A 25,768-nucleotide genomic window follows, 5' to 3' on the forward strand; every position below is an offset into this window, starting at 1 on the left:
AAATGAAAGCAAGAGACCTCTCGGTTTTACTAAGCGTGATCTTAATCGTTGCCATGCTGATCGTTCCATTGCCAACATGGCTGTTAAGTGTGCTCATTATCATGAATATCTCTCTTGCGCTTCTCGTTTTGCTCATCTCCATGAACATGAAAGAAGCGCTGGAGTTTTCTGTGTTTCCGTCGCTCCTTTTATTGTTGACGTTATTCCGGCTTGGCCTGAATGTGTCGACAACGCGTTCCATATTGAGTCACGGCGAAGCTGGGGGCGTTGTCGAGACATTCGGGACATTCGTGGTTGGCGGTAATGTTGTAGTAGGGATGGTTATTTTCGTTATTCTGGTTATCATCCAGTTTGTTGTCATTACAAAAGGAGCCGAGCGTGTATCGGAAGTGGCAGCACGGTTTACACTCGATGCCATGCCGGGAAAACAGATGAGTATTGATGCAGATTTGAATGCTGGGATGATTTCTGAAGCCCAGGCACGCGAGCGCCGGGAAAAAGTCAGCCGTGAAGCCGATTTTTACGGTGCGATGGATGGGGCAACAAAGTTTGTTAAAGGAGATGCAATTGCCGGTATTATCATGGTTATCATTAACTTAATTGTCGGCATGGTCATCGGTGTGATGCAGCAGGATCTATCTTTTGCTGAATCGGCTGCCCGTTACTCTCTTTTAACGGTTGGGGACGGAATCGTTTCACAAGTGCCGGCACTGCTTATTACAACCGCAACAGGTATTGTTGTAACCCGTGCAGCTTCTAACGGAAATTTAGGAGAAGAAATTACCGCACAGCTTTTACGTTATCCTTCTATGCTGTATATCGCAGCAGGAACGATTTTTCTGTTAGGCATTGCTACGCCTATTACGGATCTGTTAACCATTCCTATTGCAGCCGGTCTTGCATACGGCGGCTATATGATGAACCGGGTACCGAAACCAGATCTGGAGGATCCAGTGCCGTCTGAGGAAGAAACAGAAATGGAAGAGTTGAAAAGTCCAGAATCTGTGGTGAACCTTCTGACCGTAGACCCGATTGAATTTGAATTTGGGTATGGCTTAATTCCGCTCGCCGATACAAATCAAGGCGGAGATTTGCTTGATCGTATCGTAATGATCAGGCGCCAGCTGGCACTTGAGCTCGGCCTGGTTATTCCGGTTGTCCGCATCCGGGATAATATTCAGCTTCAGCCAAATGAATACCGTATGAAAATCAAGGGCAGTGAAGTGGCAGGCGGGGAACTGCTGCTGGATCATTATCTGGCAATGAGCCCTGGTGAAGAAGATGATTTAGTAGAAGGCATTGACACGATTGAGCCATCATTCGGCCTGCCGGCAAAATGGATTACAGAAGATGCAAAGGAGCAGGCAGAAATTTTCGGCTATACTGTTGTTGATCCGCCAAGTGTTGTGTCGACCCATTTAACGGAAACGATTAAAAAATATGCAAACGAACTTTTAGGGCGCCAGGAAACACAGCAGTTAATCGACCATTTAAAAGAAACATATCCGATTTTAGTAGATGAAGTAACACCAAATCCACTTTCTGTTGGAGAAGTGCAAAAAGTGCTGTCAAAGCTGTTAAAAGAAAACTTATCTATCCGTAACCTGCCGATCATCTTTGAAACCCTGGCTGACTACGGAAAAATGACTTCAGATACCGATTTGCTGACAGAGTATGTAAGGCAGGCGCTTGCCCGCCAAATTACCATGCAGTTTGCAGATGAGAGCGGGTCATTGAACGTTATCACGCTGTCAGGGAGAATTGAAAAGCTGATTGCAGATGGTGTGCAGCAAACCGAACATGGAAACTATCTATCTATCGATCCAAATGATTCGCAGCGTATTTTAGAAGCGACGGCCCAGCAGGTTGAACAAGCATCTTTTATGCAGCAATCGCCTGTTATTCTTTGTTCTCCTGCTATTCGGATGTATGTACGGCAGCTTTTAGAGCGTTATTTTCCGCAAATACCGGTGCTGTCTTATAATGAGCTTGAACCAAGTGTGGAAGTGCAAAGTACAGGGGTGGTGACCATCGAATGAAAGTAAAAAAATATCTTGCGCCTTCTATGCCGGAAGTGATGAAAAAAGTCAGAGCAGAATTGGGAGCCCAGGCCGTTATTTTGCAGTCAAGAACGGTTTACTCGGGTGGGATTTTCGGCTTATTTAAGAAAAAAAACATTGAGGTGGTGGCAGCAGTCGATCCTGCAGCCGCTGCTGTGCCTGCACAGCCGGAAGTGAAGCGGCCGGCTTTGCAGGAAAAGCCAGCTTCCATAATTCCCGAAGAGTTAAAAAATGAAATGAACGATATGAAAAAAATGATTCAGGACCTTCAAAGATCAACGGCTTCTTCCGCTTTGTATCCGGATATGCTGCAGCCGGCCATTGATCAGTTAAGCCGGCATGGAATAGCGAAAGAATGGATTGACCAAACGGCTTCCTATTTGTTTGAAAAATGGCATACCGAAAAAGAAGCAGCCACAGCCCGGCAAATAAGGGAGTGGACACTTCTTTATTTAAAGAGCTGTCTGCCGGATTCCAGCTCATCCAACAAAGCGGGAGTAAAGTTTTCTTATTTACTCGGTCCGACGGGAGTGGGCAAAACCACAACCATTGCAAAGCTTGCTTCAAAGCAGGTGCTTGATTTTAATCGAAAAGTAGCTTTTATTACAACAGATACATACCGGATTGCGGCCATCGAGCAGCTGAAAACGTATTCCGGGCTTTTGAATGCACCAATGAAAGTAGCTTATTCAAGGGAAGACATGAACCAGTGTATGCAGGAATTGAGCTCGGCTGACGCTGTTTTTATTGATACAGCAGGACGCAACTATCTCGATGGCCAGTATGTGGCGGATCTTCGGCCGTTGATCATGCAGCGTCCCGAAGAATCAGCTTATTTCCTCGTATTAAGTGCAACAGCAAAAGAAGAAGATTTACATGCAATTATTCAAAATTTCTCATCTTTACAAATAGACGGGTTTATTTTCACAAAGGTTGATGAAACAAAAACAAAAGGGGCTCTCCTTAATTTAATGCATACGTATAAACGGCATACTGCTTTCGTTTCTAATGGTCAAAATGTACCAGATGACTTGATCGAATTTTCGACGGAACAATTAGTAAACTACATTTTTGAGGACTGGAAAGCATGAAAGACCAAGCGGAACTGCTTCGTCAAAAAATGATGCGAAAATCAGTCCAGTCAAGGCCTTATAATCAAAAAGCAGCTCGAACGCTGGCTATTGTAAGCGGCAAGGGCGGTGTTGGAAAAACAAACATTTCTGTTAATTTAGCGGTCGGGCTTGCAAAAATAAATAAAAAAGTTTTGCTATTTGATATGGACATTGGTATGGGTAATATTTATCATTTAATTAATGGGAACCCCTCATTATCGATTGTTGATTTTTTTGAAAGGGACTTTCCGCTTACTCAGCTTATCCAAGCTGGACCTGAGGGGCTTTCCTACATTCACGGGGGTTCTGCATTTTCGTCCCTATTCGAATGGAAAGAAGCTTATCAAGAAAAATGGATTTCAGGACTTCGGTCACTGGTGGAAGAATTTGACTTTATCCTTTTCGATATGGGGGCAGGAGCTACAAAAGAAAGCTTAAATATTCTTCAAGCGGTTGATGAAGTATTGACAGTTACGACGCCTGAACCAACTGCTATGACGGATGCGTACTCTATGATGAAATTTATTCACATGCGCGATCCGCAAAAAATCTTTTATTTAATTTGTAACCGCGTGGAATCAAGAAAAGAAGGCCAGGAAACTGCTGGGCGTTTGGGCAGTACGATGCATCGGTTTTTAAATGTAAAGCCCGTTTTTCTTGGAGCCATTCCGGAGGATTCCGCAGTGAGAAAAGCAGTGAAAATGGGACAGCCATTTCTTCTCTCCTTTCCAAAAGCAAAAATCTCATTTTCTTTTAAGCAAATTGTGCATCAATACGCAGAGGAGCCTAAGGAAACCTTCAAGGAAGGATCCCGTTTTATAAGTAAGCTGCGCCGCTTCTTTACAGAAAGAGGAGGGCACGAATGAACACAAAAAAGGTTCTCGTAGTGGATGACTCCGCTTTTATGAGAAAGTTGATTTCCGAGTTTTTATCCGAACATCCTCAGCTTGAAGTGATAGCCTTTGGCCGAAATGGACGAGATGGTGTAAAAAAAGCATTGGAGCTTAAACCAGATGTGATCACTCTTGATGTTGAAATGCCGGAAATGGATGGGCTGGAGGCTTTAAAAGCTATTATGGAAAAGCAGCCGTGTCCAGTGGTGATGTTGTCTAGCTTAACGAAAGAAGGAACGGAAACAACACTGAAAGCGATTGAGCTTGGCGCAGTTGATTTTATTGCAAAACCATCAGGAACGATCTCGCTTGATCTTCACAAAATTAAAGATATCTTGATTGGAAAAGTACTGGGTGCATCAAAAGCAAATATCAGCATGAAGCCCGCTATATTAAAAAAAACTGCTGTTATTTCTCCTCCGGCTGAGAGCGAATATACAGAGACAAACGCTGTGCGTCCCCAAATTCGCAGCAAAAAAATGAATAAACTGGTTCTGATTGCGACTTCTACTGGAGGGCCGCGCGCCTTGCAGCATGTAGTGACTAAACTTCCAGCCTCGCTTCCGGCTCCGGTCGTGATTGTTCAGCACATGCCGCCTGGTTTTACAAAGTCTTTGTCAGACAGGCTTGATTCACTGTCCGAAATTCGGGTGAAAGAAGGCGAAGATGGTGAAATTCTGCAAAATGGCATAGTGTATATCGCACCGGGTGGAAAGCATCTGCGTTTGAAAAAAACAGGGACATCCACCGTTATTGCATTAGATGAATTGCCTCCAGAAGGCGGACACCGTCCTGCAGCCAATGCGACATTCCGTTCTGCCGCCGCTATACATGACCTTGAAAAAACAGCAGTCATTATGACTGGAATGGGGTCGGATGGAGCGGAAGGGCTTATTACATTAAAAGAAACTGGAACTGTAAAGGCTATTGCGGAAGCGAAAGAGACATGTGTGGTATATGGGATGCCAAAAGCAGCCATTGCAACACACCTTGTTGATGATGTAGTGCCGGTCGACGAGATTGCTTCAGCCATTGTTAAGCACGTATACAATAAGAGGTGAACACGTATGGATACAAATCAGTATTTAGAAATTTTTATTGATGAAAGCAAAGAACATCTTCAAGCAATGAGCGAGCATTTGCTTGAATTAGAGAAAGATCCGGAAAATATCGCGATTGTAAATGAAATTTTCCGCTCCGCCCATACGTTAAAAGGGATGTCTGCAACGATGGGATACGAAGATTTGGCCAATTTAACCCACAAATTGGAGAATGTCCTTGACGCAATTCGTAACCATCAAATATCTGTATCCTTGCAAATAATGGATACGGTTTTTTCTTCTGTAGATGACCTTGAAGCAATGGTAGAAGATATTGCAGCAGGAGGAGACGGCAAAAGGGACGTTTCAGCTATCGTAGAAAAACTTCTGATTATTGAACAGGGAGAAGCAGCAGCAGCGGTTGAAGCTCCCGCGGCTCCCACGGCCTACCAGCCAGCAGCTGCCCTTTCGTATGACGAGTTTGAATGGACAGTGATTAATCAATCAAAAGAGCAGGGATTCACCTGTTTAGAAATCGCCGTCTCACTTCGACCGGACTGCGTGTTAAAAGCCGCGCGTGTATTTATGGTGTTTGAGGTGCTTGAGAAATGCGGAGAAGTGATCAAAAGCTCTCCTTCCTCTGAGCAGCTGGAAGAAGAGAAATTTGATGAAACCTTTACGGTCACGCTTATTACAAAAGAACCGGCAGGCGATATTAAAGAAAAAATAAAGAAAGTGTCTGAAGTAGAGCGGGTGCAGGTAACAGAAATTACTTCTGTAACCGAGCCGGAAATGAAGCCTGCTTCCCCTCTGCCTGCAGCGCCTCAGCCAAAACGGGACAGTGCTGCACAGGAAACAGCTAAGAAACAGCCGGCAGAGACAGAAAAAGGCGAAGCCAAATCGTCGAAGCAGGCTGCCTCTAATAAAACCATTCGGGTAAACATTGAGCGCCTTGATATTTTAATGAACTTGTTTGAAGAGCTTGTGATTGACCGGGGACGGCTTGAATCTATTTCGGCAGAGTTAAATCATACCGAGCTGAATGAAACCGTAGAACGCATGTCACGCATTTCAGGCGACTTGCAAAATATTATCTTAAACATGCGCATGGTTCCGGTAGAAACAGTGTTCAACCGTTTTCCAAAGCTGGTCCGTCAATTATCACGGGATTTAGGAAAACAAATCAACTTGGAAATTATCGGTGCGGAAACAGAACTTGACCGTACGGTGATCGATGAAATTGGCGATCCGCTCGTTCATTTAATTCGGAATGCGGGAGATCACGGAATCGAGATGCCGGAAGTCCGTCTTTCAAAAGGCAAGCCGGCTGAAGGAACGATTAAACTAAAAGCGTACCATAGCGGCAACCATGTATTTATTGAAATTGAAGATGACGGAGCCGGGATTAATAAAGACCGCGTTCTTCAAAAAGCGCTTGATAAAGGAATCGTAACAGAAGAGCAGGCTCTAGGAATGACAGACCGCCAGATTTTTGAGCTCATTATGGCATCTGGTTTCTCAACAGCTGAAGTGATTTCTGATTTATCGGGACGCGGCGTAGGGTTGGATGTTGTGAAAACAACCATTGAATCGCTGGGCGGCTCCATTACCATCGATTCTCAAGAAGGAGCAGGATCCATCTTCTCCATTCAGCTGCCGCTGACACTATCGATTATTTCTGTTATGCTCGTCGAAGTGGAAAAAGAAAAATATGCCATTCCTTTGTCTTCTATTATTGAAACGGCGATTGTCAAAAAAGAAGATATTATGAATGCGCATAACCAGCAGGTCATTGATTTTCGTGGAAAGGTAGTACCTCTTTTGTTTTTAGAGGATATTTTCTCTGTGCCACATGAAGAAGATGACGACCATTTTTACTCTGTTATCCTCGTCCGCAAAGGCGAAAAGATGGCTGGATTAGTGGTAGATTCATTTATCGGACAGCAGGAAGTAGTGCTTAAATCACTCGGAAACTATTTATCAAATGTTTTTGCGATCTCCGGCGCGACTATACTCGGAGACGGACAAGTAGCGCTGATTGTAGATTGCAATGCGCTGATTAAATAAGGAGGTGCATCAAATGAGTGAAATCCTTGCATCTGAAACAGTAAAAGTGATAGCTTTTCAGCTGGTAGATAAAGAATATGCACTTCCTGTTCACCAGGTTTATTCTATTGAGAAGTTAATGCATATTACACGTGTCCCGGGAACAGTTCCTTTTGTGAAAGGGGTTATTAATTTAAGAGGGGTTGTAACGCCGATTATTGACCTCCGCAGCCGTTTCGGTTTGTCGGATAAACAATATGATGAGTCAACCCGTATTATTATTGCTTCTTTCGGTGATATTGAGGTGGGACTGGTTGTAGACGGCGCCAACGACGTACTTGATATTCCGGTAGATGCCATTGAGCCTCAGCCCGAAGTGGTAGGCTCACTTGGAGATGAGTATATAACAGGTGTAGCAAAACTTGAAAAAAGGCTGCTTATTATGCTGAGCCTGCAAAAGATTTTCAACTAAGGCTGCTGCTATGAATTATATTGATAGAATTCAACCCATTCACCTTGATATTTTAAAAGAAGCAGGCAATATAGGAGCAGGTCATGCGGCGACATCCCTTTCCACTTTGTTAAACCGGAAAATTGATATGAAGGTCCCGAACGTCCGGATTGTTCCTTTTGCAGAAATGATGGAGCTAACCGGCGGCTCTGAAAAGGAAGTAGTCAGTGTCGGCCTGCGAATTGAAGGGGAAGCAGGCGGCAATATGTTTTTTATGCTGGCTGTTGAAGAAGCCAATCGTTTTATTCAAAAATTAATGGGTGACGAATCTTTTACATTCCGCGATCATAATACACATACGATGGGCTTTTCCGCCATGCAGGAAATGGGCAATATTTTATCTGGTTCATACTTGTCTGCTTTGGGAGATTTTACACAGCTCAAGCTGCAGCCTTCCGTACCAGAACTGGCGGTGGATATGTTTGGCGCAATCATTAGCTATGGGCTGCTTGAGATCTCTCAATACAGCGATTATACCATCGTCATTGATACGATTTTAACGGAAACGGATGAGGGAGACGTTGAAACGGTCAAAGGCCATTTCTTTCTTCTTCTGTCACCGGATTCTTTTCCTATTTTGTTCGAAGCGCTTGGTGCAGGCTATGATAAATAAAATAAGTGAAATCATTAAAGTCGGTATCGCCGACATGAATATTGTCAAGCCGCCGAATATGATTCGAACTTCCGGGCTCGGCTCCTGTGTCGGGGTTGTTCTTTACGACGAAGTATCCCACATAGCGGGAATGGTTCATGTGATGCTCCCGGATTCCAATCTTGCAAAAGCTGATATTAAAAATAAAGCCAAATTTGCCGATACGGGCATTCAAGCGCTGATTGCGGAGCTTGCAAAACAGGGGGTTCGTCCAGGCCGCCTGAAGGCAAAAATAGCGGGAGGCGCCCAGATGTTTCAATTTAAATCAGGTTCTGATTTAATGAAAATTGGCCCCCGGAATGTAGCTGCTGTAAAAGAACAGCTGCAACAAGCCCATATTCCTATTCTTTCAGAAGATACCGGCGGCAGCAGTGGCAGAACGATTGAATTCGATCCAATGACGTTCCTTTTGCATATTCGGACGGTTAATAAGGGAGAACAAAAGATTTAATTCGAGCGAGCAGCGGACTGATGTCCGCTGCTTTTTAGTGTATATTGTTGGCAAAAGAAATACTTTTCATTAGAATAAAAGAAAGACTTGCAGCGTGTTGTAGTCGTACGCCGGAAGGAGAGGTTCAATGGCACAAAAAATGCCTGAAGATGAGCAAAAACTATGGGAAAGATGGAAGCAGGACCAGCACCCCGATGCTGGAGATGCACTGGTAGCTCGTTATATGCCGCTTGTCACATTTCATTGTCGGCGTATTGGAGCAGCTCTCCCAAAAACAGTAAGCAGGGAAGAAATAGCTAGCTATGGAATGACGGGGCTTTACGATGCTCTGCTGAAGTTTGAACCATCACGAGATTTAAAGTTTGACACCTATGCTTCTTTTCGGATCCGTGGCGCCATTTTAGACGGTCTCAGAAAAGAGGACTGGCTGCCACGGGCAACGAGAGAAAAATCCAAAAAAATTGAAGCAGCTTCTTCGATGCTTGAACAGAAATATTTACGTGCTGCTACACCTGAAGAGGTAGCCGGCGAACTTGGCATGTCTGTGGCCGACATTCAAGATACAATGGCGGAACATTTTTTTTCTCACGTGCTGTCAATGGATGAACAGGCGCAGGATCCTGATCAGCCGGAGGCAGGAGGGTTTGTGCTGAAAGACCCGCGGACCAAAACACCTGAGGAGGAAATGGTCAAGCAGGAGCAGATTCAGGAGCTGTCCGCGCAAATCAAAAAGTTAACAGATAAGGAGCAGCTGGTGATTGATCTGTTTTATAAAGAAGAATTGACGCTTACGGAAATTGGCGAGGTATTAAACTTATCCACTTCACGTATCTCACAAATCCACTCAAAAGCTCTTTTTAAATTGAAGCAGCAGCTCTTAAAGCATTAAAAATGGATGCAGCGGGGGCTGTGAAAGGATTTTAAATCAATTGAAATGCAGGTGGCGCTTCCAGGTACATTTGAAGAAGCAAAGCCGGCTCAAAACCATCAGCAGCCCTTTTTTTGCTGCCCAGCAGCATATACAGCATAAAGCCGTCAAAGAAATGAAGTGGAAAGGGACGGTGGCAGCTGGGGATCATCAAAGCAACAAAACAGGAGGGCAGGTTGGCGAAGAGCCGCACAAAACAAACAGAAAAAGAAAAAAGAAATCCGCAGAAGATGGATGTGCCCATCCTTATAAAGAGAAGCAGATCAACATTAGCGGATAAGAGGGACGTATGACAATATTTTTAATCACCATTTCTTTTTTAGTTCATGCGATGAGCTTATTTGCCCTGATTATCCTTTTCCAGCGGCAGAACAAAATCAGCGACTCGGAGAAAAAAGCAAAGCAGGCCGCAAAGGATATGGAAGAAATGATGACGGCCTTCCTTATAGAAATAAAAGAAGAAAATGAGCAGCTTATTTCGAAATTGGGAAGTATTCCTCCGGCAAAAAAACCAAATGCTAAAGACCCGGAGCCCGGAGAAAAGCCACTGCCTCCGCTCACGCCTCGAAAAGCTGCGGCAAAAGCCTATACGGGGATGAAAACAGTCCAAGTAGAAAGGAATACAGAAAAGGAAGTGCCGCAGTCGAAAAAAATAGCGGATATGAAAGAGCAGGGAATGACAGAGGAAGAAATCGCAAAAACGCTTCATATTGGGATAACGGAAGTGCAGCTTGCACTTAAATTTAACAAAACTGAAGGAAAGTAGTTGCAGCCCCATATCGAATGTGTTATAGTAACTAACGGTGTTAATACACACGTCTTTTGATTCATCAGCCGGTGCCGTCCCAGACGGAAGCTGTGTGAGTGTGAGAAAGACGGAGGAAATCAAACCAAACAGGAGGAAACAAAACATGTCAGTAATTTCTATGAAGCAATTGCTTGAAGCAGGCGTTCACTTCGGTCACCAAACTCGCCGTTGGAACCCAAAAATGAAAAAGTACATTTTCCAAGAGCGTAACGGGATCTACATCATTGATCTTCAAAAAACCGTTCGTAAAGTGGAAGAAGCGTACAAATTTGTAAGAGAAGTTGCCGGTGACGGCGGTAAAATCTTGTTTGTTGGTACAAAAAAACAAGCACAAGATTCTGTAAAAGAAGAAGCAGAACGTTCAGGTATGTACTATGTAAACCAACGCTGGTTGGGTGGTACACTTACTAACTTCTCAACAATCCAAAAGCGTGTACAACGTTTGAAAAACATTGAAAAAATGCAAGAAGACGGTACATTCGAAGTACTTCCAAAGAAAGAAGTTGTTCAGCTTAAAAAAGAGCATGAGCGTCTTGTTAAATTCCTTGGCGGTATTCGTGATATGAAAGGTCTTCCTGATGCCCTATTCATTATCGATCCACGCAAAGAGCGTATCGCTGTTGCGGAAGCACGTAAATTGAACATTCCTATCGTAGGTATTGTTGATACAAACTGCGATCCGGATGAAATTGATTATGTAATCCCAGCGAACGATGACGCGATTCGTGCAGTTAAACTTCTAACAGGTAAAATGGCTGACGCTGTTCTTGAAGCGAAACAAGGCGAAGAAATCGCTGAAGAAGAAGTTCAAGAAGAAGTGCAAGAAGTGGAAACAGCAGAAGCAGCAGCTGAGTAATGAAACAGATAAAGGTGATAAGAGGGATACCCTTATCACCTTTTTTTAAAGAATGAAACAATAAAACCGCATAGCGGTTCTACATATTTAAAGGAGGAACCAAAATGGCTATTACTGCACAAATGGTAAAAGAACTTCGTGAAAAAACAGGCGCAGGAATGATGGACTGCAAAAAAGCACTTGTTGAAACAAACGGTGATTTAGATCAAGCAATCGATTTCCTTCGTGAAAAAGGAATTGCAAAAGCAGCGAAAAAATCAGACCGTATTGCAGCGGAAGGTACAACATTTATTACAAGTGAAGGCGACACAGCTATTCTCTTGGAAGTAAATGCAGAAACAGATTTCGTTGCGAAAAACGAAAACTTCCAAGTGCTTGTAAAAGAAATCGCAGCTCACCTATTAGCGAACAAGCCAGCTTCTGTTGAAGAAGCTCTTGCACAAACAATGGAAAACGGTAAAACAGTTGACACGTATATCAGCGAAGCCATTTCGAAAATCGGTGAAAAAATTACACTTCGCCGTTTTGAAATTCGTACAAAAGGCGAAAACGCTGCATTTGGTGAGTACCTGCACATGGGCGGCCGTATCGGCGTATTAGCTATTGTTGAAGGCACTACAGATGCTTCAGCAGCCAAAGATGTAGCGATGCATGCAGCTGCATTAAATCCAAAATATGTTTCACGCGATCAAGTTTCTGAAGAAGAAGTAGATCGTGAGCGTAAAGTATTAACAGAACAAGCGCTTAACGAAGGTAAACCAGAAAACATTGTTGCAAAAATGGTTGAAGGCCGTCTTGGCAAATTCTTTGAAGAAATCTGCATTTTGGATCAAAGCTTTGTTAAAGATCCAGATCAAAAAGTACGCCAGTTCCTTGAATCTAAAGGAGCAACTTTAACTGAGTTCGTTCGTTACGAAGTGGGCGAAGGCTTAGAAAAGCGTCAAGATAACTTTGCAGAAGAAGTTATGAGCCAAGTTAAAAAATAATGATTCCGCATCCGCCGGTCGGAAAGGAATAAATGGAATCCCTTGCCGCTCTTGGTGAGGGATTTCATGTACATTACAGATGGAGGTCTACATGAGCCAGCCAAAGTATAAACGTGTTGTATTAAAATTAAGTGGTGAAGCATTAGCAGGTGAAGCAGGATTTGGTATTAACCCTGCCGTTATTCAGTCTGTTGCAGAACAGGTAAAAGAAGTAAGCGAACTGAACGTAGAAGTGGCAGTTGTGGTAGGCGGCGGCAACATTTGGCGTGGAAAGATCGGCAGCGAAATGGGTATGGATCGCGCAACAGCGGATTATATGGGGATGCTTGCAACCGTGATGAATTCAATGGCGCTGCAGGACAGCCTGGAACAGCTCGGAATTGAAACACGCGTACAGACATCCATTGAAATGCGCCAGATTGCTGAGCCGTACATTCGACGTCGTGCGATTCGTCATTTGGAAAAAGGTCGTGTTGTTATTTTTGCTGCGGGTACTGGAAATCCTTACTTCTCAACCGATACAACTGCTGCACTACGTGCTGCTGAAATTGAAGCGGAAGTCATTTTAATGGCGAAAAACAACGTGGATGGTGTGTATAGCGCCGATCCAAAAGTAGACAAAGATGCGGTTAAATACTCAGAGTTGTCTTACCTGGATGTGATTAAGGAAGGACTTGCTGTTATGGATTCCACTGCTTCTTCCCTATGCATGGACAATGATATTCCGCTTGTTGTTTTCTCGGTTACGGAAAAAGGAAACATCAAACGCGTTGTACTTGGTGATAATATCGGAACAATCGTGAGGGGGAAATAAACGTGTCTCAAGAAGTAATGAATCAATCAAAAGAAAGAATGGATAAAGCGATCTCTGCATTTAATCGCGAGCTTGCTTCCATTCGTGCTGGACGCGCAAGCGCGAACGTGCTTGACCGTATTACAATTGATTATTATGGCGCGCCAACACCGATTAACCAGCTTGCTTCTATTAACATTCCAGAAGCCCGCCTGTTAGTCATTACACCCTATGATAAATCATCTATGGGCGATATTGAAAAAGCAATTTTAAAGTCAGACCTTGGTTTGACACCATCGAATGATGGTTCTGTGATTCGATTGAATTTTCCTGCCCTAACAGAAGAGCGCCGCAAAGAATTGGCCAAACTGGTTAAAAAAGAAGCGGAAGAGGCAAAAGTAGCGATTCGCAATATTCGTCGTGACACGAATGATGATTTGAAAAAGGGCGAAAAAAATGGTGATCTGACTGAGGATGACCTTCGCGGCTACACGGAAGATGTTCAAAAACAAACGGACAATTATATCCGCAAAGTGGATGAAATTGCCAAGGAAAAAGAACAAGAGATCATGGAAGTGTAAAGAAAAAACCCTCTTGCTGGCAGGAGGGTTTCTTTTTTTGGATTTTATCGCTCCAATTACTACGAAAACAGCATCTATGGTAAAATAGGTTGGAAGAAGCGATATGGGGGATTTTGTATGGCACATAAACAGTGGTTTTGGCAATCAAAAAACGCAGGAGAGCCTGTGATTTCCGAAGAAGGGATTCCTGCGCATATTGCCATTATTATGGATGGGAACGGCCGCTGGGCAAAAAAAAGAGCCCTGCCCCGTATTGCCGGTCATAATGAGGGAATGAAAACGGTTCGGGAAATCACAAGGGCTGCAAATAAGCTTGGTGTTAAAGTGCTGACGCTTTATGCGTTCTCGACAGAAAACTGGAAGCGGCCTAAGCTTGAAGTTGATTTTTTAATGAAGCTTCCACAGGAGTTTCTCTCTACATTTTTGCCTGAACTAATGGAAGAAAACGTACGTGTAGAAATGATAGGTGATATCGAGCAGCTTCCTGCACACACAAGAAATGCTGTGCAAAATGCAATAAACCAAACAGCCGAAAACAATGGACTTATTCTTAATTTTGCATTGAATTATGGCAGTCGAACAGAGCTTGTTCAAGCTATGCGTTCTATGATAACAGATGTTCAGTCGGGAACATTATCGGAGCAGGATATAACAGATGCTACAGTTTCCCGCTATTTAATGACCAGCCATTTGCCAGAGCCCGACCTCCTCATTCGAACAAGCGGAGAGCATCGACTAAGCAACTTTATGTTATGGCAGCTGGCTTATACGGAATTTTTCTTTACGGACGTTTTATGGCCTGATTTTTCAGAAAAACATCTACTTGAGGCAGTAGCTTCATATCAAAGGAGATCAAGGCGGTTTGGCGGGTTGTCGTAATGGAATGATGGGGGATTAACAATCATGAAACAACGAATGATAACAGGAATAATAGCGGCAGCAGCATTTTTGCCAATCGTACTGGTTGGGGGGCTGCCCTTTCTTATTCTTGTTTATGTAATGAGTGCGGCGGCTGTAATAGAAGCATTAAAAATGAAACAGATTTCGATTTTCTCCGTACCGGGCCTGTTGTCGATTTTGCTCGTCTTTATTATGCTGATTCCGCAGAGCGGCAGGGCGGACTGGCAATTCCTTGGCATGGAGAAGTTTGAATATCTTGGCTTATTCGTTTTGCTGTTTCTTGTTGTAACGGTCATGACGAAAAACCAATTTACGTTTGAGGATGCTGCTTATTGTATATTGCTGACACTTTATATCGGCTTTGGTTTCTATTATTTTATCGAAACGAGAGAAGCCGGCGGCGTTTTGTATGTCTTTTTTGCCCTGTTTATTACGTGGGCATCTGACTCGGGCGCATATTTTATTGGCCGCTCATTTGGAAAACGCAAGCTTTGGCCGGATATCAGCCCGAATAAAACAGTGGCCGGCTTTTACGGGGGAATTGGCTCTGCCGTAGTCGTTGCGGCAGTTTTTCTACTGTTTCTTGATTTCCAGGCACCGGCTCTGTGGGTACTCGTATCGGCAGCGATTCTGTCTGTAGCAGGCCAGGTGGGCGATTTGGCAGAATCCGCCCTGAAGCGGCATTACGATGTAAAAGATTCAGGTAATCTGCTGCCAGGCCATGGTGGGATTTTAGACCGCACAGACAGCTGGCTGTTCGTGTTTCCGCTATTGCACATGCTTCAACTATTGTAGGGAGATGAATGTAGTGAAAACAATAAGTTTATTAGGGGCAACCGGGTCCATTGGTGTGCAGACTCTTGATATTATACGAAAGCATCCAGATTCTTTCCGGCTGGCGGCTTTTTCCGCAGGGAAAAACGAGGAAGCTGCCGAGAACATTATTCGAGAATTTGAGCCAGCGCTCGTCTCTGTTATTGAAAAAAATACAGCGGAACGCCTGCAGGCGAAGTTTCCATCCGTACGCGTACTGTATGGAAAGGAAGGGCTTGAAGCAGCGGCAGTGATTCCGGAAGCAGACACACTTGTAAACGCGGTGATTGGCAGTGTCGGCCTTGAGCCGACGCTTAAAGCGATAAAGGCGAAAAAAAACATCGCCATTGCCAATAAAGAAACGCTTGTTACAGCTGGACATATTGTAACAGAGGCCGCAAAGCAGGCGGGCGTTCATTTACTTCCAGTTGACAGTGAGCATTCAGCCATTTTTCAAAGCCTGCAGGGTGAACAGGAAAAAAATATCAGCCGGCTCATTTTAACAGCTTCAGGCGGAAGCTTCCGTGATAGAAAAAGGGAAGAGCTCGAAAAAGTAACCGTAGAAGAAACATTAAATCACCCAAACTGGTCTATGGGCGCGAAAATAACAGTCGATTCTGCTACAATGATGAATAAGGGGCTTGAAGTAATTGAAGCGCACTGGCTGTTTGGCCTGCCTTATGAACAAATTGATGTTATTTTGCACCGTGAAAGCATTATCCACTCGATGGTCGAGTTTCATGACCGGTCGGTGATGGCACAGCTTGGTTCACCCGATATGCGCGTGCCGATCCAGTATGCACTCACTTGGCCGGACCGGCTGCCTCTTCCTGATACGGATCGGCTGAATTTAGCCGAGATTGGCCGTCTTCATTTTCAAGAGATGGATTTTGACCGATACCGTATGCTTTATCTCGCTTACACAGCGGGACGCACAGGCGGAACGATGCCTGCCGTGATGAATGCGGCAAATGAAGAAGCGGTAGCTGCTTTTCTCGATCGGAAAATATCATTTTTGCAAATTGATGAAATGGTGGAGCGGACAATGGAGGAACATACACCTGTTCAATCACCAGAACTTGGGGCAGTGCTGGAGGCAGATGCTGAAGCCAGGGCGGCAGTACGCTCACTTTTATCATAAAAAAAGGTGGTTAGAAACGTTTGAATACCGTTATAGCGTTTATCGTTATCTTTGGATCGCTTGTTTTTTTCCATGAATTAGGCCACTTTCTTTTTGCTAAGCGGGCCGGTATTCTATGCCGTGAATTTGCGATCGGATTCGGTCCAAAAATATTTGCGCATAAAAAAGGAGAAACCGTTTATACGATCCGCCTGCTTCCGCTCGGAGGCTATGTACGCATGGCGGGTGAAGACCCAGAAACGACAGAACTGAAAGCCGGCCAGAGAATTGGCGTTCTTTTTAATGAAAAAGGCCAGGCGGTTAATTTAATTGTAAATGGCCGGGATCGCTTTAAAGATGCCCGCACGATTGAAGTTGAAAAAGCGGATCTTGAGCATGGCTTAACGATCAGTGGATATGAAGAAGGCGAAGAAGAACTTCGCACTTATCCGGTACACCGTGAAGCTTTAATGACCGAAGACCAGTTAAGCACACAAATTGCGCCATATGACCGCCAGTTTAATTCAAAAACGCTTCCACAGCGTGCTATGGCTATTTTTGCGGGTCCTTTGTTTAACTTCATTCTCGCGTTCATTATTTTCGTAGTACTGGCCATGATTCAGGGAATTCCAACGGACGAGCCAAAGCTTGGTGAAGTGATTAACAATGGGGCAGCAGTTGAAGCCGGCCTGAAAGAAGGAGACCGTGTAATCTCCATTAATGGAGAAAACATGGGATCGTGGAAAGAAATCGTTACGGTTATTCAGGACAACCCAGGAAAAGAGTTAACTTTTTCCATCGATCGTAATGGGGAACAATTAACGATACCTGTTACGCCGGATAAAGAAACGGCAGAAGGCGAAACATTCGGCCGTATCGGCGTGTATAGTCCTTTTGAGCACTCTGTACTTGGCTCGTTCACGTACGGGGCGAAAGAAGTGTACGTTTGGACGAAGATGATCATCAATATGCTTGGCACGATTGTAACGGGGCAGTTTTCGCTTGATATGCTGTCAGGGCCTGTTGGCATTTATGTTTCCACCGATACAGTCGCTCAGTCCGGCATTTTAAACCTGGCAAAATGGGCGGGTGTACTGAGCATCAATCTCGGGATTATGAATCTCCTGCCGCTTCCAGCTTTAGACGGCGGACGCCTGCTATTTTTCTTGTATGAAGCGATACGTGGAAAGCCGGTAGACCGCCGCATGGAGGGTATGGTGCATTTTGTCGGCTTTGCGCTGCTTATGCTTTTGATGATTGTAGTTACATGGAATGATATTGAAAGATTCTTTTTACAGTAAATTATTATTTTAGTCGAGGTGCGATTGAATGAAACAAAGCAAAACGTTAATTCCAACGATGCGGGAAGTACCGGCTGATGCGGACGTAAAAAGCCATCAGCTGCTTCTTCGCGCCGGTTTTATCCGGCAAAATGCAAGCGGGGTTTACAGCTATCTGCCGCTTGGCCAAAAAATGCTCCGCAAAGTAGAAGCGATTGTCCGTGAAGAAATGGATGCCGCAGGGGCAGTTGAACTTCTAATGCCGGCCCTGCAGCAGGCAGAGCTTTGGGAGGAGTCAGGACGCTGGCAGACTTATGGTCCGGAACTCATGCGTTTAAAAGATCGTCATTCACGCGACTTCGCACTCGGCGCAACCCATGAGGAAGTGATTACATCTCTTATCCGGGATGAAATAAAATCATACAAGCGCCTCCCGCTGACTTTGTACCAAATTCAAACAAAGTTCCGTGATGAAAAACGACCACGGTTTGGCCTGCTTCGCGGCCGCGAATTTATTATGAAAGATGCATACTCCTTCCATGCTTCACAAGAGAGCCTGGACGAAGTATATGATCGTTTATTTGAAGCATATTCGAATATCTTCCGCCGCTGCGGATTGAATTTCCGGGCTGTTATTGCCGACTCAGGCGCAATGGGCGGAAAAGACACACATGAGTTTATGGTGTTGTCTGATATCGGTGAAGATACAATTGCGTATTCAGACACATCTGATTATGCAGCAAATGTAGAGATGGCGCCCGTTACAGTCGTATATGAAAAAAGTGATGAGGAGCAAAAACCGCTTGAGAAAGTAGAAACACCTGATTCAAAAACGATTGAGACAGTCAGTACGTTTTTGGATGTTTCGGCTGAGCAGTGCATTAAAACACTTCTTTTTAACGTCGACGATGAAATGGTCGTTGTTCTTGCACGCGGAGATCATGAAATCAACGATATTAAATTGAAAAATGTCTTAAATGCCAAAACGGTCGAAATGGCGGATGAAAAAGAGGCTGTAAAATTATTTGGTGCTTCGTTCGGTTCGCTTGGCCCGGTTGGCCTTCCGGCTGATGTGAAAATACTGGCTGATAACGCCGTTCAATCGATGGTAAACATTGTGTGCGGGGCGAACGAAAATGGCTTTCATTATGTGAATGCCAATGCAGATCGTGATTTCCGTGTAACAGAATTTGCAGATCTTCGCTTTATTTTAGAAGGTGATCCGTCTCCAGATGGAGAAGGAACGATTCAGTTTGCAAAAGGAATCGAAGTTGGCCATATCTTCAAGCTGGGCACGCGTTATAGTGAAGCAATGAACGCTGTGTATCTGGATGAAAACGGCCGGACACAGCCGATGATTATGGGCTGCTACGGTATCGGCGTTTCCCGTGTTCTTGCGGCAATAGCGGAACAGTACAATGATGAAAACGGCTTTGTATGGCCGCTAAATCTTACGCCATTTGATGTTCATGTAATTCCTGTCAATGTGAAAGACTCGGCGCAGACAGATGCAGCAAACGAAATATATACGGCTCTTCGGAATGCAGGTATGGATGTGCTGCTCGATGATCGTGCTGAACGTGCAGGGGTTAAGTTTACCGATAGTGATTTAATTGGTGTGCCTGTTCGTGTAACAGCAGGGAAAAAATCTGCTGAAGGCATTGTTGAAATAAAAGTACGCCGGACAGGCGAAGTAGTAGAAACGTCTGTTGAAGAAATCGTGCAAGCGGTACGCAGCTTGCAGGCTGGACTTTAAAAGAAAAAGGATGACCGGCTCGTGCCGCTCATCCTTTTCTGTGTAAGGGGGAAATAAAAATGAAGGAAGCATCAAGTGGACGGAGCCGCTTTTTAATCCTGCTGGACCAGCTTCGGCTAACAGAAGATGCAGTGGTCCGCCACTTTGAAGGAACCGAAATCAAAAAATTAACCGTATTAAAACAGGAAAAAAAGTGGCATTTTGTATTTGCGGCCCCAGCGCTGATTCCGTGTAATGTTCTCATGCGGTTTGCCGATGCGCTGTCTGCTACATTTGCCACATTTGCCTCGGTTACTTTCTCAATGGAAGTGCAGGATCGTACATGTACACCTGAGTATATTATCGAGTATTGGCCGTATTGCGTCCGCCAGCTTGAAGGCATGGCGCCTCCGCTTTTAGCGGCATTAAACGGGCAAAAACCGGAAGTATCGGGGACCAAGCTTGTGATCCGCACCCAAAATGAAATGGAAGGCATGGCGCTGAAAAACAAATATGGACGCCGTTTGTCCGAAGTGTATGAAAGTCTTGGATTTCCGCCGCTGACATTTGACATACAGGTTTCCCAAAACGAACGAAACGAAGAATATGAAAAGTTTTTAGAAGAAAAGCGCAAAGAAGATGCGGAACGGGCGCGTCAGGCAGTCATCGATATGCAAAACCGTGCAAAAGAGCAGGATGAGGTTCCGGAAGAATCCGGCCCTGTAACGATTGGTTATATGATCAAGCCGGATGCAGACTTTAAAAAGCTTGAAGAAATTGTTGATGAAGAGCGCCGGATTGCTTCAGAAGGGTATATCTTTGACGCAGAAACGAAAGAGCTGCGCAGCGGCCGTACGCTGCTCACTTTTAAGATTACCGACTACACGGACTCCTTAATGGTCAAAATGTTTTCACGTGACAAAGAAGACGCTGCGATGTTTAACCGTATTAAAAAAGGCATGTGGGTACGTGTGCGGGGGTCTGTTCAAAATGACACCTTTGTCCGTGACCTCGTGATGATCGCCAATGACGTAAATGAAATTCGTTCCCCGACGCGGGAAGATACTGCAGAAGAAAAACGGGTGGAACTTCATCTTCATTCACCGATGAGCCAGATGGATGCCATAACCTCTATCAGCACATTAGTCGGGCAGGCAAAAAAATGGGGGCATCCGGCTATCGCTATTACCGATCACGCAGTGGCTCAGTCGTTCCCGGAAGCCTATAGTGCCGGAAAAAAACATGGCGTAAAAATTTTATATGGGATGGAAGCCAATCTCGTTAATGACGGTGTGCCGATCGCATACGAAGATGCCGACCGGGAGCTTGCTACAGACACGTACGTGGTTTTTGACGTTGAAACGACGGGTCTTTCAGCAGTATACGATACGATTATTGAACTGGCAGCAGTCAAAATAACAGACGGTGAAATTATCGACCGGTTTGAACGATTTGCCAACCCGCATCATCCGCTGTCTGCAACGACCATTGAACTGACCGGGATTACCGATGACATGGTACAAGACGCTCCCGAGATAGATGAAGTGCTCCGTGATTTCAAAGAGTGGACCGGGGATGCTATCTTGGTTGCGCATAATGCTTCGTTTGATATGGGCTTTATTCAAACAGGCTACAAAAAGTATGGTATCGGCCGGACCTCAAATCCAGTGATTGACACACTGGAACTGGCACGTTTACTGTACCCGGATATGAAAAATCACCGGTTGAACACACTGGCGAAAAAATTTGATGTGGAATTAACCCAGCATCACCGTGCGATTTATGATGCGGAAGCGACGGGATACATCCTGCTTAAATTGTTAAAAGATGCAGATGAAAAAGGAATTAAGAAACATAACGAGTTCAATAACTTTATGGGAGAAGGCGGGGCCTATAAACGTGCACGCCCTTACCACTGTACGATTCTTGCCCAAAATGCAGAAGGGCTGAAAAACTTATTTAAGCTTGTGTCCCTCTCGCATATCAATTACTTTTACCGTGTGCCGCGCATCCCGCGTTCTGTTTTGCAAAAGCACCGCGGCGGCTTGCTGATTGGCTCCGGCTGCAACAAAGGGGAAGTATTTGAAGCGATGATGCAAAAAGGGATGGACGAAGCACGACAGGCTGCTGAGTTTTATGATTATTTAGAAGTGCAGCCGAAAGCCGTGAATGCGCCGCTGATTGAAATGGAGCTTGTGCGTGATGAAGCAGGTCTTGAAGATATTATTCGAAATATCGTCACCATTGGAGAAGAACAAAACAAATTAGTTGCCGCAACCGGCAATGTTCATTATTTAAATGAAGAAGACAAAGTGTACCGCCACATTTTAATTTCATCTATGGGCGGAGCCAATCCATTAAATCGCCAGACGCTGCCGGACGTCCACTTCCGGACAACGGATGATATGCTTGACGCTTTTTCATTTTTGGGGAAAGAAAAAGCGCATGAGATCGTTGTGGCCAACACGAATAAGATCGCTGATATGATCGAAGAAGTCAAACCGATTAAAGATGATCTGTATACGCCGAAAATCGAAGGCGCTGACGAAGAAATGCGGGAAATGAGTTATGGTATGGCACGGAAGATTTATGGGGATCACCTGCCGGAAATTGTAGAAGCGAGGCTTGAAAAAGAATTAAAAAGTATCATCGGCCATGGATTCGCGGTTATTTACCTGATTTCGCATAAGCTGGTGAAAAAGTCGCTTGATGACGGTTACCTCGTTGGCTCACGCGGATCGGTCGGTTCGTCATTTGTTGCCACGATGACCGAAATAACAGAAGTAAATCCTCTGCCTCCGCACTATGTATGTTCATCGTGCAAAAAATCCGAGTTCTTTGATGACGGATCGGTCGGCTCTGGGTTTGACCTGCCGGATAAAGATTGTCCAAACTGCGGCATTCCCTACAAAAAGGACGGACATGATATTCCGTTTGAAACATTCCTTGGATTTAAGGGGGACAAAGTACCGGATATCGATTTGAACTTCTCGGGTGAGTATCAGCCCCGTGCGCATAATTACACGAAAGAGCTGTTTGGTGAGGATTATGTATTCAGGGCCGGCACCATTGGTACGGTAGCGGAAAAAACCGCCTACGGCTATGTGAAAAAGTATGCTGAAGAATATACGAAGCAATACCGGAGTGCTGAAGTAGACCGTCTTGTATCTGGATGTACGGGCGTTAAGCGGACAACCGGACAGCATCCAGGCGGTATTATCGTTGTGCCGGATTACATGGATATATACGATTTTTCACCGATTCAATATCCGGCAGACTCTGATAAATCGGAGTGGAAAACGACCCATTTTGATTTCCATTCTATCCACGATAACCTGCTTAAGCTCGATATTCTCGGCCACGATGATCCAACGGTAATCCGGATGCTTCAGGATTTATCAGGCATAGATCCAAAAACGATTCCGACCGATGATCCTGAAGTAATGAAGATTTTCAGCGGCACTGAATCCCTTGGTGTAACGGAAGAACAAATTATGTGTAAAACCGGTACACTTGGTATTCCGGAATTTGGTACGCGGTTCGTCCGCCAGATGCTTGAAGAAACAAAGCCAACTACATTCTCAGAGCTCGTTCAAATTTCCGGTTTGTCTCACGGAACAGATGTATGGCTTGGCAATGCGCAGGAGCTGATTCAAAAAGGCATCTGCCAGCTGTCTGACGTAATCGGCTGCCGGGATGACATTATGGTCTATTTGATTTACCAAGGGCTTGAACCGGCTTTTGCTTTTAAAATCATGGAATCTGTCCGTAAAGGAAAAGGGCTGACAGAAGAAATGGAAGAAGAAATGCGCAAAAATGAAGTGCCGGAATGGTATATTGATTCATGTAAAAAAATCAAATATATGTTTCCGAAAGCGCACGCCGCCGCTTACGTTTTAATGGCCGTGCGGATCGCATACTTTAAAGTGCATTTGCCGCTTCTTTACTATGCTGCTTATTTTACGGTACGTGCGGAAGATTTTGATATCGATGTGATGTCAAAGGGCTCCTCCGCGATTAAAGCACTGCTTCAGGAAATTAACGCAAAAGGGCTGGATGCATCACCGAAAGAGAAAAATTTGATGACGGTTCTTGAGCTGGCACTTGAGATGGTAGAGCGCGGTTTTACTTTCAAAAAAGTGGATTTGTATCGTTCAAGCGCAGATGAGTTTGTCATTGATGGCAATTCACTTATTCCGCCGTTTAATGCGCTGCCGGGTCTTGGGACAAATGCGGCTAAAAATATTGTGGCGTCCCGGGAACACGGTGAGTTTTTATCCAAAGAGGATTTACAGCAGCGCGGTAAGGTTTCGAAAACCATTATGGAATACTTGGAGAAAATGGGATGTCTCGATGCGCTGCCCGACCAAAACCAGCTGTCACTGTTTTGAGGCGCGTTTGCAAAAAGGGTGCATTTATGGTATCCTTACAGATGGAAATTGCATGATAACTCTCTTCGAAAGAGTGGGCCGCCCCCACTCTTTCGTGTTTGTTGCGGGGATGTTCCGAAACAAATTTTTTCATGCGGGAGGATAAAAAATGAGCAAAATCATCGAAACGGTTGAACAAATCGCCGTACCAATCATTGAAGAATTAAACCTCGAACTCGTTGAAACAGAGTATGTAAAAGAGGGGAAAAACTGGTTTTTGCGCCTCTACATTGACAAAGAAAACGGCGTGGACATTGAAGAGTGCGCAGCAGTCAGCGAACGGCTGAGCGAAAAGCTTGATGCACTCGACCCGGATCCGATTCCACACAATTATTTCCTTGAAGTCTCATCACCAGGGGCAGAGCGCCCGCTTAAAAAAGAGCAGGATTTCGAACGGGCTGTCGGCCGGCATGTGAACATTAAGCTTTATGAGCCAATTGATGGGGAAAAAACATTTGAAGGAACACTTCTTTCGTTTGCAGATGGCGAGCTGACTGTAGAATATATGGTTAAAACCCGTAAAAAGCAAATAACGGTTCCACTTTCCAAAGTGGCAAAAGCGCGTCTGGCTGTCACATTTTAAAAAAATTTAATAAGATATGGATGTAAGGAGGCTTTTTGGCCAATGAGTTCAGAATTATATGATGCGTTGCTTTATCTTGAGAAAGAAAAAGGCATTGAGCGCGGTTTGTTAATTGAAGCAATTGAAGCAGCACTGGTCTCAGCGTATAAGCGCAATTTTAACCAGGCACAAAACGTTCGGGTGGAGCTGAATTTAGAAGCCGGCTCAATGCGTGTGTTTGCCCGGAAAGAGGTAGTAGAGGAAGTATTCGACTTCCGTTTGGAAATTGCGCTGGCTGATGCAGTACAAATCAATCCTTCGTATGAAATTGGCGATGTGGTCGAAATGGAAGTAACACCAAAAGATTTTGGCCGGATTGCAGCTCAAGCAGCAAAGCAAGTTGTAACGCAGCGTGTTCGTGAAGCAGAACGCGGAATTATTTATTCAGAATTTATCGACCGTGAAGAAGATATTATGACCGGCATTGTACAGCGCCAGGATGCCCGATTTATTTATGTAAGCCTTGGCAAAATCGAGGCGCTTTTGCCACAGGCAGAGCAAATGGCGAATGAAACATACAAGCCGCATGATCGAATCAAAGTGTTTATTACAAAAGTGGAGCGGACAACAAAAGGCCCGCAAATTTATGTATCACGCACACATCCGGGACTTCTGAAGCGCTTGTTTGAAATTGAAGTGCCGGAAATTTTTGACGGCACTGTTGAAATTCGCTCGGTATCACGCGAAGCAGGCGACCGTTCCAAAATTTCTGTTCATGCAGAAAACCCGGAAGTGGATCCGATTGGCGCATGTGTCGGTCCGAAAGGCAATCGCGTTCAGGCAATCGTAAACGAGCTGAAAGGCGAAAAGATCGATATCGTTCAGTGGTCAGAAGATCCAGTTGTCTTTGTGGCTAATGCGCTCAGCCCGGCTAAAGTCGTTGAGGTTATGGTGGATGAGGAAAACAAAGCAACAACCGTTATCGTACCGGATTATCAATTATCACTGGCAATCGGCAAGCGCGGTCAAAATGCCCGTCTTGCAGCGAAACTAACCGGCTGGAAAATTGATATCAAAAGTGAAACCGACGCTCGGGCAGCAGGCATTTACCCAAGCGGAAAAACAGCCGAGCAGGATGAAGACGATACGGAGCCGTCGAACAACAACCTTGAAGATTTCTTTTCTGAAGAAATCGAATAAGGAGGCGTACT

The 25,768-nt window shown here is 44.7% G+C and carries 23 protein-coding genes; all 23 read left to right on the plus strand.

Going from position 1 to position 25,768, the window contains the following annotated elements; genetic code table 11:
* The first annotated feature begins 2 nt into the window (after positions 1-2).
* The 23 genes from flhA to nusA all read left to right on the plus strand — a co-directional run bounded on the left by flhA (position 3) and on the right by nusA (position 25,757).
* Complete coding sequence (gene flhA / locus L2D08_RS13835; protein WP_242234442.1) at positions 3-2,039, plus strand: flagellar biosynthesis protein FlhA; 2,037 nt, start codon at positions 3-5, stop codon at positions 2,037-2,039.
* Positions 2,036-3,151, plus strand: a complete 1,116-nt coding sequence (gene flhF / locus L2D08_RS13840) for a flagellar biosynthesis GTPase FlhF (protein WP_242234443.1) — start codon at positions 2,036-2,038, stop codon at positions 3,149-3,151. Before flhA ends, flhF begins: the two co-directional genes overlap by 4 nt.
* Positions 3,148-4,038 (plus strand): MinD/ParA family protein, encoded by an 891-nt coding sequence (locus tag L2D08_RS13845; RefSeq protein WP_304653933.1) that lies wholly within the window; start codon positions 3,148-3,150, stop codon positions 4,036-4,038. The genes flhF and L2D08_RS13845 overlap by 4 nt, the downstream gene beginning before the upstream one ends.
* On the plus strand, positions 4,035-5,126 hold the full coding sequence (locus L2D08_RS13850; RefSeq protein WP_242234444.1) for a protein-glutamate methylesterase/protein-glutamine glutaminase: 1,092 nt from the start codon (positions 4,035-4,037) through the stop codon (positions 5,124-5,126). Before L2D08_RS13845 ends, L2D08_RS13850 begins: the two co-directional genes overlap by 4 nt.
* A 6-nt stretch (positions 5,127-5,132) precedes the next feature.
* Positions 5,133-7,172, plus strand: coding sequence for a chemotaxis protein CheA (locus L2D08_RS13855; protein WP_242234445.1), 2,040 nt, complete (start codon positions 5,133-5,135; stop codon positions 7,170-7,172).
* Positions 7,173-7,185: 13 nt separating this feature from the next.
* Positions 7,186-7,623 carry a chemotaxis protein CheW gene (locus tag L2D08_RS13860; RefSeq protein ID WP_242234446.1) on the plus strand — a complete coding sequence of 146 codons (438 nt, stop codon included), beginning with the start codon at positions 7,186-7,188 and terminating at the stop codon, positions 7,621-7,623.
* Positions 7,624-7,633: 10 nt separating this feature from the next.
* A complete protein-coding gene (locus tag L2D08_RS13865) occupies positions 7,634-8,275 on the plus strand; it encodes a chemotaxis protein CheC (RefSeq protein ID WP_242234447.1) in 642 nt (213 codons plus the stop codon).
* Complete coding sequence (locus L2D08_RS13870; protein ID WP_242234448.1) at positions 8,265-8,765, plus strand: chemotaxis protein CheD; 501 nt, start codon at positions 8,265-8,267, stop codon at positions 8,763-8,765. The genes L2D08_RS13865 and L2D08_RS13870 overlap by 11 nt, the downstream gene beginning before the upstream one ends.
* A 127-nt stretch (positions 8,766-8,892) precedes the next feature.
* Positions 8,893-9,654, plus strand: coding sequence for a FliA/WhiG family RNA polymerase sigma factor (locus L2D08_RS13875; RefSeq protein ID WP_242234449.1), 762 nt, complete (start codon positions 8,893-8,895; stop codon positions 9,652-9,654).
* Positions 9,655-9,694: 40 nt separating this feature from the next.
* Entirely contained in the window at positions 9,695-9,973 is a 279-nt protein-coding gene (locus L2D08_RS13880) for a hypothetical protein (protein ID WP_242234450.1), read from the plus strand.
* Between the two features lie 9 nt (positions 9,974-9,982).
* Positions 9,983-10,459: a DUF6115 domain-containing protein gene (locus L2D08_RS13885; protein ID WP_242234451.1), complete on the plus strand. Its 477-nt coding sequence runs from the start codon at positions 9,983-9,985 to the stop codon at positions 10,457-10,459.
* A 145-nt stretch (positions 10,460-10,604) separates the two neighbouring features.
* Positions 10,605-11,357, plus strand: coding sequence for a 30S ribosomal protein S2 (gene rpsB, locus L2D08_RS13890; protein ID WP_242234452.1), 753 nt, complete (start codon positions 10,605-10,607; stop codon positions 11,355-11,357).
* A gap of 104 nt (positions 11,358-11,461) precedes the next feature.
* The gene (gene tsf, locus L2D08_RS13895; protein WP_242234453.1) at positions 11,462-12,343 is read left to right on the plus strand and encodes a translation elongation factor Ts; all 882 of its coding nucleotides are present in this window, start codon (positions 11,462-11,464) and stop codon (positions 12,341-12,343) included.
* 91 nt (positions 12,344-12,434) lie between these two features.
* Positions 12,435-13,157 (plus strand): UMP kinase, encoded by a 723-nt coding sequence (pyrH, locus tag L2D08_RS13900; protein ID WP_242234454.1) that lies wholly within the window; start codon positions 12,435-12,437, stop codon positions 13,155-13,157.
* Between the two features lie 17 nt (positions 13,158-13,174).
* Entirely contained in the window at positions 13,175-13,717 is a 543-nt protein-coding gene (gene frr / locus L2D08_RS13905; RefSeq protein ID WP_255821970.1) for a ribosome recycling factor, read from the plus strand.
* Between the two features lie 117 nt (positions 13,718-13,834).
* Entirely contained in the window at positions 13,835-14,596 is a 762-nt protein-coding gene (locus tag L2D08_RS13910) for an undecaprenyl pyrophosphate synthase (RefSeq protein ID WP_242234456.1), read from the plus strand.
* 24 nt (positions 14,597-14,620) lie between these two features.
* A complete protein-coding gene (locus L2D08_RS13915; protein WP_242234457.1) occupies positions 14,621-15,412 on the plus strand; it encodes a phosphatidate cytidylyltransferase in 792 nt (263 codons plus the stop codon).
* 13 nt (positions 15,413-15,425) lie between these two features.
* Entirely contained in the window at positions 15,426-16,571 is a 1,146-nt protein-coding gene (locus L2D08_RS13920; protein WP_242234458.1) for a 1-deoxy-D-xylulose-5-phosphate reductoisomerase, read from the plus strand.
* A 20-nt stretch (positions 16,572-16,591) separates the two neighbouring features.
* The gene (rseP, locus tag L2D08_RS13925; protein ID WP_242234459.1) at positions 16,592-17,851 is read left to right on the plus strand and encodes an RIP metalloprotease RseP; all 1,260 of its coding nucleotides are present in this window, start codon (positions 16,592-16,594) and stop codon (positions 17,849-17,851) included.
* A 28-nt stretch (positions 17,852-17,879) separates the two neighbouring features.
* Complete coding sequence (locus L2D08_RS13930; RefSeq protein ID WP_242234460.1) at positions 17,880-19,586, plus strand: proline--tRNA ligase; 1,707 nt, start codon at positions 17,880-17,882, stop codon at positions 19,584-19,586.
* Positions 19,587-19,645: 59 nt separating this feature from the next.
* Positions 19,646-23,956, plus strand: coding sequence for a PolC-type DNA polymerase III (locus L2D08_RS13935; protein ID WP_242234461.1), 4,311 nt, complete (start codon positions 19,646-19,648; stop codon positions 23,954-23,956).
* 148 nt (positions 23,957-24,104) lie between these two features.
* On the plus strand, positions 24,105-24,578 hold the full coding sequence (gene rimP, locus L2D08_RS13940; RefSeq protein WP_242234462.1) for a ribosome maturation factor RimP: 474 nt from the start codon (positions 24,105-24,107) through the stop codon (positions 24,576-24,578).
* Positions 24,579-24,620: 42 nt separating this feature from the next.
* Complete coding sequence (gene nusA, locus L2D08_RS13945) at positions 24,621-25,757, plus strand: transcription termination factor NusA (protein WP_242234463.1); 1,137 nt, start codon at positions 24,621-24,623, stop codon at positions 25,755-25,757.
* Positions 25,758-25,768: the final 11 nt, after the last annotated feature.

It is taken from the genome of Domibacillus sp. PGB-M46, assembly GCF_022668875.1.
In the GTDB taxonomy this organism is placed as follows: Bacteria; Bacillota; Bacilli; order Bacillales; family Domibacillaceae; genus Domibacillus.